Here is a 14,371-nt window from a genome sequence, read left to right on the forward strand (position 1 = left end):
ATTTTCATCAGTTCGAATGAAAATCTTGGAAAACACCAGGGTTGTCGAGCTAGTTTCCTTCCCTTGCTCAAAATATGGTACATTATATAGGAGCAAAAGGAAGGGAGCTTTTACAATGACTGAACAAAACAATGCTTTGCCGCCAAAAACGTGTGAGATCGAGCGTCTTGTTACGATGGAAGACGACATCAATAAAGTGTTAGAAGGCAAGAAAACAGCGACTCGCCGCAACGGCCGCTATGCGGATGTGGGTGAAATCATGGATTTGAAAGGGAAGAAGTTCGTCGTGGACAATGTCTATTCCCAGTCACTTGGTGAATTGACGGATGAAGATGCTCGCCGTGAAGGCTTTGAAACCGTTGAGGAGTACAAGCAGTCGATTTTATCCTACCACCCTGGAATGCCTTGGCTTCCGCAGATGAGAGTCTGGGTCCACGAATTCAGCCCTGCTGCAGAATAAAAAATGGACTTGTTGTATCGAATCATCATTTATTTGCATGTTTCAAGCGCGATTGCATCCATCGGACCATTTTTTATCCTGATGCCAATCGTGAAAAAACTTCCTGTTGCTGAAGGAAAGGAATTAGATGTATTTCTTGGGACATTGAAGTCGGTCGTCCGGCTTTCGATGCATGCCGGCCACGTGCTGGTTGGGACAGGGGTGCTGCTGGTCGTCCTTGGTCCATGGACATGGAAAACACCGTGGATCATCGCGACACTGGCGCTGCTGTTCTCCTCCCTGTTTTTCCTGGCACGGGCCTTCTCGCCGACACTCCGGAAATTCACCGAAGAAGGCGCGAACAAAACAGAATTGGCAGCAAAGCTGAAACGCACCATCTGGACCTACATCATCTTATTGATGGCGATGCTCTGGTTCATGGTCGTGAAGCCGAATTTGTGGTGAATGGATTTGATGCCCGGGTGGAGTTGCCCGGGCTTTTAAGTGTGCATGATCGACTTGGTCGATATATCTCAAATCCTCTAATAAAAAGTAAAATGTGGTTATCATAATTTGCATTTTCATTAAATAGATTATGGATTTACAAGTTCTGCTTGGACAATGAGGCGATGGGTTGGGTTTTTCATTGGATGACAGGTGATTAGCGTCAGGATCGAAGTATCTTCAGATGGAGCTAAAACATGGACATCCTCGGGAAGGACAAGGAAGGAATTCTTAACTTTATAGATGAATGATTGATGTGTTGTTTCTATTATAATTTCATTTCCTTTAGCCATTTCATTAAGCCGGTTAAACAGCTTGCCATACTTGAAGCTTCGGTGAGCGGCAATCGCAGCATTCCCGATGTTCCCTGGCATGGCTGTTCCAGGAATATGGCCCGCAGCAAATTCAAGGCTAGCTTCGTCTGCTCCTTCGACGATCGGCAAGGTGGCATCAATAGCAGGAATCTTTAACACACCTAAAGCAGTGGCATTCTTTATAACATTTTCATTAATCACAAAAGATACATTTTCCTGTGAGTAGTTAAAAAAGATTTGATCCAAATCAAGAAATTGTTTTTGGATGTTTTCTTTTTCCTTGATGGGATTATGATAAGATGCCAGCAACCTCTTCTGTTGATAACCTCCATAAAAGTCATTCGCCAATGGAAACAACATAATCATTACCCCTATTATCATAGTTGCAGCAGCCATCTTTTTATACAAGGCAAATTTCCTCCTGAAAAAAGAGGGAGTCGCCTCCCTCTTCTAATTGGTAGTATTACATATCAAGGCGTCTTCTCCGGCTTTTAACCCACAAGAATGCTCCACTAATAATGAATAGCAGGCCAGTTGTATAATAAAGAGCAGGGTCAGTTTCCCCTGTTTTCGGCAGGCGTTTTGTAGGAACCTTTGCTGGTGGATCAGCCGGCTTATTTGGATTCACTGGATTTTCCGGGTCAGTCGGATCTTCTGGGTCTACCGGATCTTCTGGATCAACCGGATCTTCCGGATCTTCTGGATCAACCGGATCTTCCGGGTCTACCGGATCTTCTGGATCTTCTGGATCTTCCGGATCAACCGGATCTTCTGGGTCTACCGGATCAACCGGATCTTCTGGGTCTACCGGATCTTCTGGATCAACTGGATCTTCTGGATCAACCGGATCTTCTGGATCAACCGGATCTTCTGGATCAACCGGATCTTCTGGATCGACCGGATCTTCTGGATCAACTGGATCTTCTGGGTCCTCGCAGGCTGTTAAATCAACTGTAAGCTGACTGCTCCATATTGGATCAAATTCTTGGGTCCCACCTGTTTGATATACTTTTAAAATGTATTCACCTGATTCAGTTGGAGTATATGTGAATTGAGTACTTCCGCCAGCGGCCAGAGGTTCAATTGGTCCAGAATCCACTACGGTTCCTTGAGTTGCACTCCCTGATGCAGCCCAATAAATTTCATACACGGCACCGGCCAGCATATCTCCGCTTTCTTCATCATTTTTAATGGTTGCCGTCAATGCTTCACAGTCTTCATAGCTAAGTGCAATAGAGAGATTCGGGTACTCCGGTTCAACTTCTTCACATTCAGCTAAATCAACTTCGATTGCCCCGCTCCAAAGCTCTCCCTGTCCTGGATGGCCTTCCCTTTGTTCTGCCCAGAACATATATACACCCGACTTTTCAGGCGTATAGGTCAATGTGTGGCTTTCGCCTGAGCCGAGTGCAGGAATTTCTCCGCTGTGCACTACAGTACCGTTCTTCGGATTGCCGTTTTCGATGTAATAAACCTTGTAGCTAACTGCTCCTGCCATTGGCCTGCTGTCAGCGCCGTTCCTTACTATGGCGCTGATTTGTTCGCAACTGCCCCCATTGCTGATAAATTTTAGAGAGCTCTTATCCCATTCATCTTCAGGATCTGGTTCCTTGCAATCTGCCATGTCTACTGTTATTCCATCACTCCAGAGTTCTCCTTGCCCCGGATGACCTTCCCTTTGTTCTGCCCAGAACATGTAGGTTCCTGATTGTGTTGGGGTGTAGGTCAGCTTATGGCTATTACCCGTACCCAGTGCAGGAACCGTGCCTGCTGCTACAACGGTCCCATCTTTTGGGTTCCCCTTTTCACTAAAATAGACCTTATAGGAAACGGTTCCATCCATGGGACGGCTGTCATTCCCATTCTTTATTGTGGCAGTGATTTGAGTACAACTGCCCCCACTGCTGATGAATTCAAGTGAGCTCTTATCCCACCCTGTTTCTTTTTGACTATTTTTCTCCTTTGAATCCTCTACTACAACAGTTTCATCCTGGGATGACGATCCTGCTGCATTTGCCAACTGTGGCATTCCAAGCATTTGAGACATGAAAAGAATCAAAACTAAGGACATGGTGAAATGCTTGGCACCAGCCCTGCTTTTTCTGCAGCCGCTCAACTCTACTCCCCCTCATACTTCTTATTTGTTTTAAAAATGAGCTGCCATGATACCCAAATATACTTTCAATGGAACTCATCTATTCCATCAGAATTTTCTCAAATAAGAACTATTGGCGAGTGTTTTCGACTGCATATGTCGTTTCTTGTGTTCTATAAAGAACAAAAAGATGAAAAAAAATCGTTCTATTTACAGAACTACTTGATTTTAATTCCTCAGCTGATGACCCTAATGAATATATAGCCTAAAATTCACAAATAAAAAAACTGCCATCCCAAGATGGCAGCAATCCAACTATTTTCGTGCTTCTTCTAGCGCTTCACTCTCTACTCGATCCATAAAATCGGTGACGACTTTTTTGTTATTCTTCTCGCCGCCGAGTTTCAACAGCACTTTGCCGACGAAATTCAAGCCTGTGTTCTGCCCCTGATAAATGAACCTGGTTTCATTTTCCCCGGCCTTGATCAGCGTGTATGCCGCTTCGACCTGAAATGCTTTAGCAAGCGTAAAGCCAATTTTATGGTGTTTTTTATCAGGAGTGTTTTCATGCTCGAGATCTTCAACGATATAGGTTTCGACCCTTTTGCCTTCTTTATATTTCTGCTCGTATTTGGTGCCGACGACTCCGTCTTTCTTTTCAATCACCTTGTTTTCTACCACATTGGGCATGATCCTCTGGATGTTCTCCAGCTGAAATAATGTCCAGATTGTCTCAATATTAATCGGAATGATCTGCTCTTCGTACCACTTAATCATCTTCTGCACCCTCCATCCCAAATTCGAAAAAATCATCCATTTCTTCAATGAGTTTATTCAGTTCTTCCACTTGTTTGACGATTCCCTGTCTCTTTTTCCATAATATTTGTTCCAGGTTTTCAAACGATTCATCGTTCACTACGGTCAGCATTTCCTGGATTGTAAAATTAAACCGCCTAAGTTGCACCAATAACCGTGCAATCAAAAAGGATCCGTTGTCATAATAACGATACTTATTATTAGGGTCGATGAACACAGGCTCAAGCAGCTTGGTTTCCGCATAATACCTGAGCGTCTCCTTGCTGAGCCCCGTCATTTTGGAAAATTCGCTTACCTTATACATCTCGGCCTCCTTATAAAACTATCTTAAACTATGCAGTGCACCACAGGGTCAAATATTTTTCTGAAAAAAAGCCGGTGCATGAACTTTACACAGTTCATACACCGGCTCTATGATCTTAACAGCAATCTCTCTCATTCCCTGATAAAACGAACCCGTTTGCGTCAGCGTCAAAATCGAGTGTCGATTCCTTGGCTTCGATTTCGATCGATGGGTCGATTGCTACTCTGATTCCATTTGATTCAATGACTTCATCATCTGATTCCGGCTCATCCAGAGCCAGTCCTAACTTAGGCCTTCCTCAACTGATGCCTGCAAAAAACACACGAATGCCGGTCGCATTTTGCTCCTCTAGCAGCTGCTTTAGGCTGTCGCGAGCTTGATCTGTGATTTTCAAAACAACTTCCTCCTATCTTAAGCGTTCGGGAACAATCTTCCGAGCGCTGCCTTCATTTCTGGATTCACCTTTATGACGTCACGGATTCCTTTTGCCTTTGTTTCCGCTTTCTCGATGCTGTCCGCTTCTCCAAGTTTAAGCAATGTACCAATCGCGACGGTTCCAGTACGGTTTTTCCCGCCAGAGCAGTGGAAATAAACATTTTTTCCGGATTCGTATGCCTTGATAACCTCATCGATGGCCTGTTTGACAGACTCATCCTGGTGCTCGGCATTGTCAACGATCGGCTGGTGTTTCCGATTATAATCATAATCGCCTTCCGTGTTTTCTGCACGCAAATCGTACACGACATCCACTTTTTCCTTTTCCAGTAATTCTGGGATGGCGTCTGCTCCGCCAATGTAAATCCGTTTAGGGATTAACTCCTGGTATCCACTCATCTTTGAGTCCACCTTTCAATGATTGATTAAGTCCTTCATTTTATCGTACCCCAGTTTTTCTTCTGGCTGCCATGGAACGATGCTCGTCTTCTCAGCAATCTCTTCGCTGACCTTTTTGATCCATACTTTTTCCGCTTCAGCTTTGCTCTGTAAAATAGAATCAGAGGTTTGCTGTGCGTAAAGGCTCTGATTGATCACCCACCACCGGGGTTCAATGGAGGCCCGCTTTAAATCATCGCGCAAGCGCGATGCCTCCAGAACAGGAGTCGCTTCTGGCAAAGTTACAATGACCACGCTCGTTTCTTGAGGATTCCTCAGCTTCGGCAGCAGGTTCTGGACGCTTTCCGAAACTGTCCCCGTCGAGCGCGAGATTTCTTTATGATATGATTCAGCCGAATTCAACAGCAGCAATGTATGTCCAGTAGGCGCTGTATCAATGACCACGACCTCATCCTTCGACTTTTCCACGATATTGGCAAAAGCCTGGAATACAGCAATCTCTTCTGTACACGGAGAATTGAGGTCTTCCTCCAAGTAAGCAAGTCCAGCTTCATCGAGCTGGTCCTTATTTTGTGACAGAACAGCTACCTTATATGCTTCCACTTCTTTTTTCGGATCCAGGCGGCTGATTGACAATCGCTCATAGGCATTTTCCTGTTGGAACGTATATTCCAGGTGCGCAGCTGGATCTGTCGTCGTCAAATGAACCTTCATGCCTTTTTCCGCAAGACCAACAGCGATTGCAGAGGCGATTGTCGTTTTTCCAACACCGCCCTTCCCCATTGTAAAAATGATCCTCATATCCCTTTGCGCAAAATCATCAACGAGGTGCTGCAGGGTATGCAGGCGTTTTTCAGAAAGTTCTATTTCACTGATTTCAGCAGAATGAGTGGCACTCTTGAACATATGGCGGAGATTTTTCACTCCGGTCAACGAAAAAGGTACATATGGAATCGAGAACATCCCGACTTGCTTCAAGCGGGAGGGCATTTCTGCCAAAGCGCTTTGCTGGCGATCAAAGAATGCTTTTGAAATGCTGTCTTCCTTTATATGCTTCTGCCACAGCCCGTTGATGATGACGACCTGGTTTACCATCCCGATTTCCTTCAGCTCAGCCGAAGCCCGCTCTGCTTCGAGCATCGAGGAACGTTCTGGCCTTGTCACGAGGATCAGTGTCGTCATTTTCGGATTGGACAGTGCCTTTACCGTCGAACTGTACAGCTGCTTCTTTTCCCCAAGACCTGATAATGGTCCGAGACAGGATGCGCCGTGAGTGCTTTCTTCCAAAAAGCTGCTCCAGGCGGTTGGCAGCTGAAGTAGCCTCAAGGTATGGCCAGTCGGAGCTGTGTCAAACAAAATATGGTCATACTGGCTGATCAGCTCTTGGTCGGTTAGCAGGTTGGAGAACTCATCAAAAGCCGCGATTTCCACGGTGCAGGCACCGGATAGCTGTTCTTCCATCGTCGCGACCACACTTTCCGGCAATGCGCTTCGATAAGGAGAAATCACTTTTTCCCGGTATTGGCGGGCGGATTCTTCAGGATCGATATTGCATGCAGAAAGATTTGGTACGGATGGAACCTCAACTGGATCATTGCCGATTTCAATATCAAACACATCCTGCAGATTGGACGCAGGATCCGTGCTGACGATCAATACTTTTTTGCCCGCATCTGCCAGCGCAACAGCAGTGGAACAGGCAGTAGATGTCTTGCCGACTCCGCCTTTCCCTGTAAAAAAGAGATATGGAGTGTTGACAACATATTTCGGGTGAAATGTTTGAAACATAGCGGTTCTCCCTCCTTACAGCAATTGATTCCGAGGCTTTTCGAGTGTCAGCTCTTTCACGTCCACGCCAAACCAGATCGCAAACTCCTCATTGGAAGGATAGCTGCCCACTTTCTCCACTTTTCCGTCCACCAATACAAGCGGCAATGCATCTGTCCCTTTTTCATGCAATACCTGATTCACTTCTTTATGGTCTACGAATGCAGCGGGGTCATTGGCTAGATTATAACGGCTGATGGGGAAGCCTTTTTTCTCCAGGATAAAAATCGCAGAGGCAACCCTCGTTAACTCAGGATCCACGCTTGGTCCGCACACGCCTGTCGGACAGCACAGCGCAGGGTCGAAAACCTTGATTATCTTCATTGCCATTTCTCCTCCCTTAAAACAACAGCCAAGAGTTCCCCCTTGGCTGTTGATTTCTTCTTATTTACCTGTCTCAGCAAACGTTTTGATACGGTCGCTGATTTGGTCGCGGACGTGCTGGAACACCGCCCACTTTTCTTCTTCCGTTCCTTCTGCCTTCGCAGGGTCGTCAAATCCCCAGTGTTCGCGTTTCACATGCGGAGGTGTTACCGGGCAATGCTCATCTGCATGGCCGCAGAGTGTGACAACCAGGTCTGCGTTGTTCAGGATTTCAGGATCGATTACATCAGATGTGTGTCCTTTTATATCAATGCCGATTTCATGCATGGCGTTGATAGCATTAGGATTCAGGCCATGCGCTTCAAGACCTGCACTCTTTACTTCCCACTCGTCACCCAAATATTTTTTGGCAAATCCTTCTGCCATTTGGCTTCTGCAAGAGTTTCCAGTACATAAGAAGTAGATTGTTTTTTTATCCATAGTAGAATCGCTCCCTTGTATTAAATAATGAGTAACCAAATATATAGACCTACCAAAGTGATGAATAGCGTAGGAATGGTTAGAATGATTCCTGTTTTAAAATATGTGCCCCATGAAATCTTGACGCCTTTTAATGAAAGGACGTGCAGCCACAGCAATGTTGCCAGTGACCCAATAGGCGTGATTTTCGGCCCGAGGTCGGATCCGATGACATTCGCATAAATCAGTGCTTCCCGGATAACTCCAGTGGTATTAGTATCTGCAATCGCCAGTGCGTCAATCATGACAGTTGGCATATTGTTCATCACAGAAGAAAGAATCGCGGCGATGAAGCCCATCCCGATAGTAGCGACAAATAATCCCTGGTCAGCCGCAGCCTGGATGATATCGGCAAGGATATTGGTTAATCCAGCGTTGCGCAGTCCGTAAACGACCACATACATCCCGATCGAGAAGAAGACAATCGCCCATGGCGCTCCTTTGACGACAGTCGCTGTATGGACAGCAGGGCTCCTTCTTGCCATCAACAAGAAGAAGATCGCGACGATCCCGGCAATGAACGATACAGGTATGTTCAGGAATTCACTTGTAAAGTAGCCGACAAGCAACACTCCCAACACAATCCATGATAAGCGGAACATCTTTGCATCCTTGATCGCTTCAACCGGCTTTTTCAAATGTGACATCTCGTAATTTTTCGGGATGCTTTTTCGGAAAAATAAATACAAGACCAGAATACTTGCACCCAATGAGAAGAAATTCGGCACAATCATGCGGGACGCGTATTCAACGAATCCAATGTTGAAGTAGTCAGCAGACACGATATTGACGAGGTTGCTGACGACCAGTGGCAATGAAGTCGTATCGGCAATGAATCCACTCGCGATGATAAAAGGAAATACCATTTTTTCTTCAAATTTCAGGTTACGCACCATCGCCAGAACGATCGGCGTTAAAATCAGTGCGGCTCCATCGTTCGCAAACAGCGCAGCCACAGCCGCACCAAGCAGTGTCACGTAGACAAACATCTTGACGCCATTTCCCTTGGCAGCCCTCGCCATGTGCAGGGCGGACCATTCAAAGAATCCAATCTCATCTAAAATAAGTGAAATGATGATGATGGCGATAAATGCGAGTGTTGCGTTCCAGACAATCCCGGTAACATCAATGACGTCCTGGAAGTCAACAACACCGAAAATCAATGCTAAAATCGCTCCCCCTACTGCCGACCAGCCGATGCCGAGACCCTTCGGCTGCCAGATGACCAATGTCAGAGTCACGAGGAAAATCAATGAAGCGATAATCGGTAATGACAAAATCCACACACCTCCGTTATTCGCAGGAAATTCGCTTACCCTGCTTTTCAAGTTCCGTTAATTTTTCTTCCTGGCTTGGAAGTGCATCCGTGAGCAATTGAACAAATTCAAAATGCTCGTACTGCCGGTTCAGTGAATAAAATACCCACTGCCCTCTCCTGCTTTCTTTTACCAAACCCGCGTCCTTCAGCTTGCGGATATGCTGGCTGATCGCCGGCTGGCTGGCATCAAATATTGCTACAAACTCACAGACGCAGCAATCATGGTCTGCAAGAATCCTCATCATCGTCAAACGCGTCTTATCGCCAAGCAGCTTCAGAATTGCAGCAGCCTGATCCATTTCAATACTTTGCTTAATCAATTACTCCACCTCCAATTACTGTATTATCATATAATGATTTGCTTATATGTTCAATATGTATTTAGCATGTTTACATATTCTTAACATTCCTCAAAAAATTATTTATCAATTTTTTTTGATTTATCAGTTGCAAACTGGTTTCAGAGGAAATATAATACAATATATCAAGAGATTTTGATTTAAGGAGAGCTGAAAAGTGGAAAAATTCATTCCTATAACCGATCTGATCAATGACAACAATGCCACTAAGGAACCGCCGCTTCAAAGCACCTTTGAAAAATACGAGAAGAAGTTCAAAGCCCTTGCCGACCAAAAACGCCTGCACATCCTCAACCTTCTATGCCAGCAAGACTCCAGCTGCGTTTGCGACCTCAGTGAACTGATTGACATGCCACAATCAAAACTCAGCTATCACCTGAAGATTTTGCTTGATGCCAATCTGATCCAGAAAGAAACAAAGGGAACCTGGAGCTACTACACAGTAAACACCAAAGAAATCAACCACCTTTTATCTCCAGAGCTTTGCTGCCTTTTCAGACCTAGCAACTGTTGTTAGGTTTACTTTTCAAAGTTTAAATCAATTTTTTTTGATAAATAAATCAACATAATTTGATTAAGGAGAGGATATAGATGTTTTATCAAGACTATCAAACAATGGCACAGTTAAAACAGCAGGAAGTGGAACGGAAAGCCAAACATGCTTGGAAGTTCTTTGAGCAGCCGGAAACAAAACCTTTCTGGCCAGCTCGCACGAAAAAACAGCAGCCGAAATGCTGCACTGTTCCAGCAAACGCCTAAAATAATATGGAAGAAGGTTAAGGAAGATGATTGAATTTCTGAAAAGCTTTTTAATGATTGCCCTTGAATTGACGGTGCTTTTTATCGGGATCTCCTTTTTGATCAGCCTGCTGCAGGGTTACATCCCCTACGAAAAAATCGAGAAGAAGTTAACTGGCCGCAATAAGGTGCTTGCCAGCTTTGCCGCCATCCTATTCGCCTTTATCACACCATTCTGTTCCTGCTCCACGATTCCAGTGGTCGTCAATATGCTGAAAAAGAAAATCCCGTTTTCAATCGTCATGGTTTTCCTTTTCGCTTCTCCCGTCCTTGACCCAACCATTTTAACCATCATGGGGGTCGTGATGGGCTGGAAAGTGACCATCATTTACACGGTCATCACGAGTGTTTTCTCAGTCGTCATCGGTTTTACCCTTGATAAGCTCGGCTTCCAGCGCTATGTCAAAAATGTCATCATGTCCGGTTATGAGGAAAAAAACGAGAAATTCAATTGGCGATTTGCTTTGAATGAAACATGGGCCTTGATGAAAAGCGTGTATCCTTACTTGATCATTGGTGCTGCGATCGGTGCCGTTATCCACGGACTTGTTCCGACGGAGTTCATCACGAAATGGTTCGGGCACGACGCCTGGTGGCTGATCCCGGTTGCTGCAATAGCCGGCATTCCCTTATATATCCGATTATCAAGTATGATTCCGATCTCGCAAATGCTGATATTAAAAGGAATGGCCCTTGGACCGGTGATGGCGATGATGATCAGTTCTGCCGGTGCCAGCCTGCCTGAAGTCATCCTGTTAAAATCAATCTTCAAGAAACAGCTTGTGCTAGCCTTCATCGCTTCTGTCGTGACGATGTCAACCGTCTCTGGATTCGTGTTCTATTTTGTATGATTAATCAATTTTTCTTGATGAAAGGAGGTGAAAAACATGGCTAACTTTATCAAAATCCTGTTAGGCAACTCAAAGTCAGACTGTTGCAGTGTAGAAATCAAGGAAGTCGAGGAAACAGAAGAGAAAAGCGAGGCTTGCTGCGGCGGCGACACTTCATGCTGTTAGGTTTATTTTACAATAAAAGGAAGAAGACGCAATTATCGTCTTCTATCGTGCAATTACTGTAAGTGAACGTGCGATTATTCAACATCTCTGTGCAATTACAGCTCTTCTTCACGCGAATATCACTGTTCATTAAGAGAATAAATTTTCCAGTTCTAAGTTTAGTTAAGTTCCCTCCATATTAAACGCAAAAAAGGTGGAATCCGGCACCAAAATGCCTGATTCCACCTTCTTTTTTACTCTTCTACTTCAACAGCCGGCATGATGTCCACTTTGATTTTACGAATCCGGTGATTTTCTACTTCCTTGACGATAATCTTCAGGTTTTCATAGTCAAATGTATCACCGTTTTCGGGAATGCTCTCGAGCGTCTCGAAAATCCAGCCGCCGAGATTGTGATACGATGTTTCCGGCATCGGCACATTGAATAACTCGGCAAAATCATCCAGATCATACTGGGCATCAAATTCGTAAGTGCTCTCATCAATCTTTGTCATGATGTTTACTTTTTCATCATGTTCATCCCAGATCTCGCCGACGAGCTCTTCGAGGATATCTTCAAGCGTGATCAGGCCTGATGTTCCGCCGAATTCGTCAACGACGATGGCCATGTGGCTTTTCGTCCTCTGCAGTTCAGGCAGCAGCGTCGCGATCTTCATCGATTTCACGACGAACATTGGCTGACGCAACAGCTCGCGGACCTTGACTTCTTCTTCGTTTTTGATCAGTGCCGCAAAAAATTCACGCTCGGACAGGAATCCGATGATGTTATCTATATTGTCCTCATAAACCGGAATCCGCGAAAAACGCTCCTCAAGCAGGACCTGCTTGATTTCCTCCAGTGGCTGGTTTACTTCAACGGTTATCATATCCATTCGGTGGGTTAACACTTCACCAACGAGGATTTCATTGAACTCGAGCGAACGGTGCACAAGCTCCCTTTCATCCTTATTGATGACGCCTTCTTCCTCACTGATATCCACCATCACTTTGATCTCTTCTTCGGTTACAGATGGCTGTGCATCTCCCTTGGAGAAAACCCTCGACACAAATGCCTTCAATTTGCTGAACAGGAAATTGACCGGCGTCAGTACCTTAATCAAAAGCAAAAGGATACCAGAGATTTTCAGCGAGTAGGTCTCTGCATTTTCCTTGGCCATTGATTTTGGCAGGATTTCACCGAAAATCAGGATGAGGACAGTCATACCAAAAGTGCTGACAATCAGTCCTGTGCTTGCTCCGAAAAGATCGACGGCAACTTTGGAGGATATACTTGCGGCAGCAATGTTCACAATGTTATTTCCTACTAGAATCGTAGACAGGGCGTCATCGAAGTTTTCGGATATATGCAATGCATTCTTGCTTCCAGAACGGCCTTCTGATGCATAATTCCGCAGCCTGATTTTATTCACGCTGGAGAAAGCCGTTTCTGCCGAAGAGAAAAAGGCAGATAAAAGAATTAAAACACCTAATAAAATGACTAAACCTATGGGAACTTCCAAAAAAATTCACTCTCCAAAAAAATATTGTCAGAAATAATTTTACTGTTCTGACGTTAATAAATCAAATAGTCTACCTCGGACTAGCTATTTACGATATACCCGGTCAAAAGGTTTCATAATCAGATGTTTTTGGTTTCCTTTTCGGACACCCCTACCTTGGTACGGTTTTTAAAAAGGCCCGGAATAAGTAGGAAGCCTAGATACGCAGTTGCCGCTCCAATACTCGCTCCAACAGCAACATCCGCAGGGTAGTGGACACCCACACCGACACGCGATAACCCTACAAGCACAGCAAGCACGATCCAGAGGTAGTTATGCTTCCTTTTAAACAGCCAAAACGTAACAGCCATGGTGAAAAAGATAATCGTGTGGTCACTTGGAAACGAGTTGTTCACGCTTTTCTCGACCAATTGATTCACATTTGCCAATTCCGCGAACGGCTGGTTGTTCGAATGGAACAGGCCGGCGAATTTACCCAAAGCGATGGCAATGACCACGGACAACAGCCCGCTTCCCACCATCAGACGGCTCCCTGGTTTTCCGCTGATCAAGTAAAACAGGACCACTGCAGCCAAAAGCAAAATCGTATATTCCGCAATAAAAACGAAAACAGGATTTAAAATCTGGTATTCCTTCCCCAGATTGTTGATCATCCTGAAAAGTTCAACATTCATACTTGGTGTACCACTCCTTTGCAAATTACTTCGATTATACAATAATCCTGAATTTTTCTCTCCAAAAAAATAAACCAGATACCAAATGGTATCTGGCCAGAAATAGTCAAACCGGCAAATATTTACTGTTTTTATTGAAAGTATCCGCGAATTCCCTGATGGCCTCTTCATCAAGATTGGATAAATCTGTCGTTCCTCCACTTACGCTTTTGGCGATGACTTTTTCAAAAAAATTCATCTTTGAAAAAATGAATTCTCCACCGAACATTCCTCTGGCAATCGCCGATTCTCTGATTCCAGGAGGGAAAACGTGCTCGAATTGCTGGAGTGCTTCCTTCCCTTCTCTCATGCAGCATAAAAACAAGCCGAGATTTTTCCTTTTCAGGACCTCTTCATTTTCCTTGATGAATTTCTTGATCTTAGCCTGGATGCTGCCGGCGTGGATGGAGCCTCCCACGATCACGGAATCAAACAGTTCCAGATCAGAATGGAGCTTCGTTTTATCCAGATTGATCGCAATGACATCGCCTTCAATCTGCTTCCGTAAAACATGCGCTGCTTTTGCAGTTGTACCATGTGTTGAGCAATAAACAATCAAACTCTTCATTAGATCGCCCCCATCATGCTCTCTGGTAACATACGCCACCGTACAATTGTCCATTTGGTTTCATTATACCCTTAATGGAAATGAAAAGAGTGATCGGAGTATGGCAATTTTCTTACAATTCGAT

The 14,371-nt window shown here is 44.8% G+C and carries 19 protein-coding genes; 6 read left to right on the forward strand and 13 right to left on the reverse strand.

The window, feature by feature from the left end:
• Positions 1–115 precede the first annotated feature (115 nt).
• The gene (locus EJA10_RS12975; protein ID WP_125480427.1) at positions 116–460 is read left to right on the forward strand and encodes an ASCH domain-containing protein; all 345 of its coding nucleotides are present in this window, start codon (positions 116–118) and stop codon (positions 458–460) included.
• A gap of 3 nt (positions 461–463) precedes the next feature.
• Positions 464–904, forward strand: coding sequence for a hypothetical protein (locus EJA10_RS12980; protein WP_125480428.1), 441 nt, complete (start codon positions 464–466; stop codon positions 902–904).
• 128 nt (positions 905–1,032) lie between these two features.
• Here EJA10_RS12980 and EJA10_RS12985 read toward each other — a convergent pair whose 3' ends face one another.
• The 10 genes from EJA10_RS12985 to EJA10_RS13030 form a co-directional block, all read right to left on the reverse strand.
• A complete protein-coding gene (locus tag EJA10_RS12985; RefSeq protein WP_170169134.1) occupies positions 1,033–1,617 on the reverse strand; it encodes a class D sortase in 585 nt (194 codons plus the stop codon).
• A 103-nt stretch (positions 1,618–1,720) separates the two neighbouring features.
• Positions 1,721–3,373, reverse strand: a complete 1,653-nt coding sequence (locus EJA10_RS12990) for an LPXTG cell wall anchor domain-containing protein (RefSeq protein ID WP_211340567.1) — start codon at positions 3,371–3,373, stop codon at positions 1,721–1,723.
• A gap of 294 nt (positions 3,374–3,667) precedes the next feature.
• Positions 3,668–4,129, reverse strand: coding sequence for an SRPBCC family protein (locus EJA10_RS12995; RefSeq protein ID WP_125480430.1), 462 nt, complete (start codon positions 4,127–4,129; stop codon positions 3,668–3,670).
• Complete coding sequence (locus EJA10_RS13000) at positions 4,122–4,472, reverse strand: MerR family transcriptional regulator (protein WP_125480431.1); 351 nt, start codon at positions 4,470–4,472, stop codon at positions 4,122–4,124. Before EJA10_RS13000 ends, EJA10_RS12995 begins: the two co-directional genes overlap by 8 nt.
• A 411-nt stretch (positions 4,473–4,883) precedes the next feature.
• Positions 4,884–5,306: a protein-tyrosine phosphatase family protein gene (locus EJA10_RS13005; RefSeq protein WP_125480432.1), complete on the reverse strand. Its 423-nt coding sequence runs from the start codon at positions 5,304–5,306 to the stop codon at positions 4,884–4,886.
• A gap of 15 nt (positions 5,307–5,321) precedes the next feature.
• Entirely contained in the window at positions 5,322–7,094 is a 1,773-nt protein-coding gene (gene arsA / locus EJA10_RS13010; RefSeq protein WP_125480433.1) for an arsenical pump-driving ATPase, read from the reverse strand.
• Positions 7,095–7,109: 15 nt separating this feature from the next.
• Complete coding sequence (gene arsD / locus EJA10_RS13015; protein ID WP_125480434.1) at positions 7,110–7,457, reverse strand: arsenite efflux transporter metallochaperone ArsD; 348 nt, start codon at positions 7,455–7,457, stop codon at positions 7,110–7,112.
• Between the two features lie 60 nt (positions 7,458–7,517).
• Positions 7,518–7,937 carry an arsenate reductase (thioredoxin) gene (gene arsC, locus EJA10_RS13020; protein ID WP_125480435.1) on the reverse strand — a complete coding sequence of 140 codons (420 nt, stop codon included), beginning with the start codon at positions 7,935–7,937 and terminating at the stop codon, positions 7,518–7,520.
• 20 nt (positions 7,938–7,957) lie between these two features.
• A complete protein-coding gene (locus tag EJA10_RS13025) occupies positions 7,958–9,256 on the reverse strand; it encodes an arsenic transporter (RefSeq protein WP_425462096.1) in 1,299 nt (432 codons plus the stop codon).
• Between the two features lie 13 nt (positions 9,257–9,269).
• A complete protein-coding gene (locus tag EJA10_RS13030; RefSeq protein WP_211340568.1) occupies positions 9,270–9,614 on the reverse strand; it encodes an ArsR/SmtB family transcription factor in 345 nt (114 codons plus the stop codon).
• A gap of 226 nt (positions 9,615–9,840) precedes the next feature.
• Between EJA10_RS13030 and EJA10_RS13035 the strand changes: the two genes are divergently transcribed.
• The 4 genes from EJA10_RS13035 to EJA10_RS23930 all read left to right on the forward strand — a co-directional run bounded on the left by EJA10_RS13035 (position 9,841) and on the right by EJA10_RS23930 (position 11,467).
• On the forward strand, positions 9,841–10,170 hold the full coding sequence (locus EJA10_RS13035; RefSeq protein ID WP_125480579.1) for an ArsR/SmtB family transcription factor: 330 nt from the start codon (positions 9,841–9,843) through the stop codon (positions 10,168–10,170).
• Positions 10,171–10,244: 74 nt separating this feature from the next.
• Complete coding sequence (locus tag EJA10_RS23380; protein ID WP_170169135.1) at positions 10,245–10,412, forward strand: hypothetical protein; 168 nt, start codon at positions 10,245–10,247, stop codon at positions 10,410–10,412.
• Positions 10,413–10,438: 26 nt separating this feature from the next.
• Positions 10,439–11,302, forward strand: coding sequence for a permease (locus tag EJA10_RS13040; RefSeq protein ID WP_125480437.1), 864 nt, complete (start codon positions 10,439–10,441; stop codon positions 11,300–11,302).
• 36 nt (positions 11,303–11,338) lie between these two features.
• Positions 11,339–11,467: a hypothetical protein gene (locus tag EJA10_RS23930; RefSeq protein ID WP_281274502.1), complete on the forward strand. Its 129-nt coding sequence runs from the start codon at positions 11,339–11,341 to the stop codon at positions 11,465–11,467.
• 233 nt (positions 11,468–11,700) lie between these two features.
• On the opposite strand, the gene EJA10_RS13045 is transcribed toward EJA10_RS23930, so the two are convergent.
• The 3 genes from EJA10_RS13045 to EJA10_RS13055 all read right to left on the reverse strand — a co-directional run bounded on the left by EJA10_RS13045 (position 11,701) and on the right by EJA10_RS13055 (position 14,247).
• On the reverse strand, positions 11,701–12,966 hold the full coding sequence (locus EJA10_RS13045; RefSeq protein WP_125480438.1) for a hemolysin family protein: 1,266 nt from the start codon (positions 12,964–12,966) through the stop codon (positions 11,701–11,703).
• 119 nt (positions 12,967–13,085) lie between these two features.
• Positions 13,086–13,640: an undecaprenyl-diphosphatase gene (locus EJA10_RS13050; protein WP_170169136.1), complete on the reverse strand. Its 555-nt coding sequence runs from the start codon at positions 13,638–13,640 to the stop codon at positions 13,086–13,088.
• Between the two features lie 106 nt (positions 13,641–13,746).
• Positions 13,747–14,247 carry a flavodoxin domain-containing protein gene (locus tag EJA10_RS13055; protein WP_125480440.1) on the reverse strand — a complete coding sequence of 167 codons (501 nt, stop codon included), beginning with the start codon at positions 14,245–14,247 and terminating at the stop codon, positions 13,747–13,749.
• Between the last annotated feature and the right edge of the window lie 124 nt (positions 14,248–14,371).

Source organism: Mesobacillus subterraneus, from assembly GCF_003937825.1.
Taxonomy (GTDB): Bacteria; Bacillota; Bacilli; order Bacillales; family Cytobacillaceae; genus Mesobacillus; species Mesobacillus subterraneus.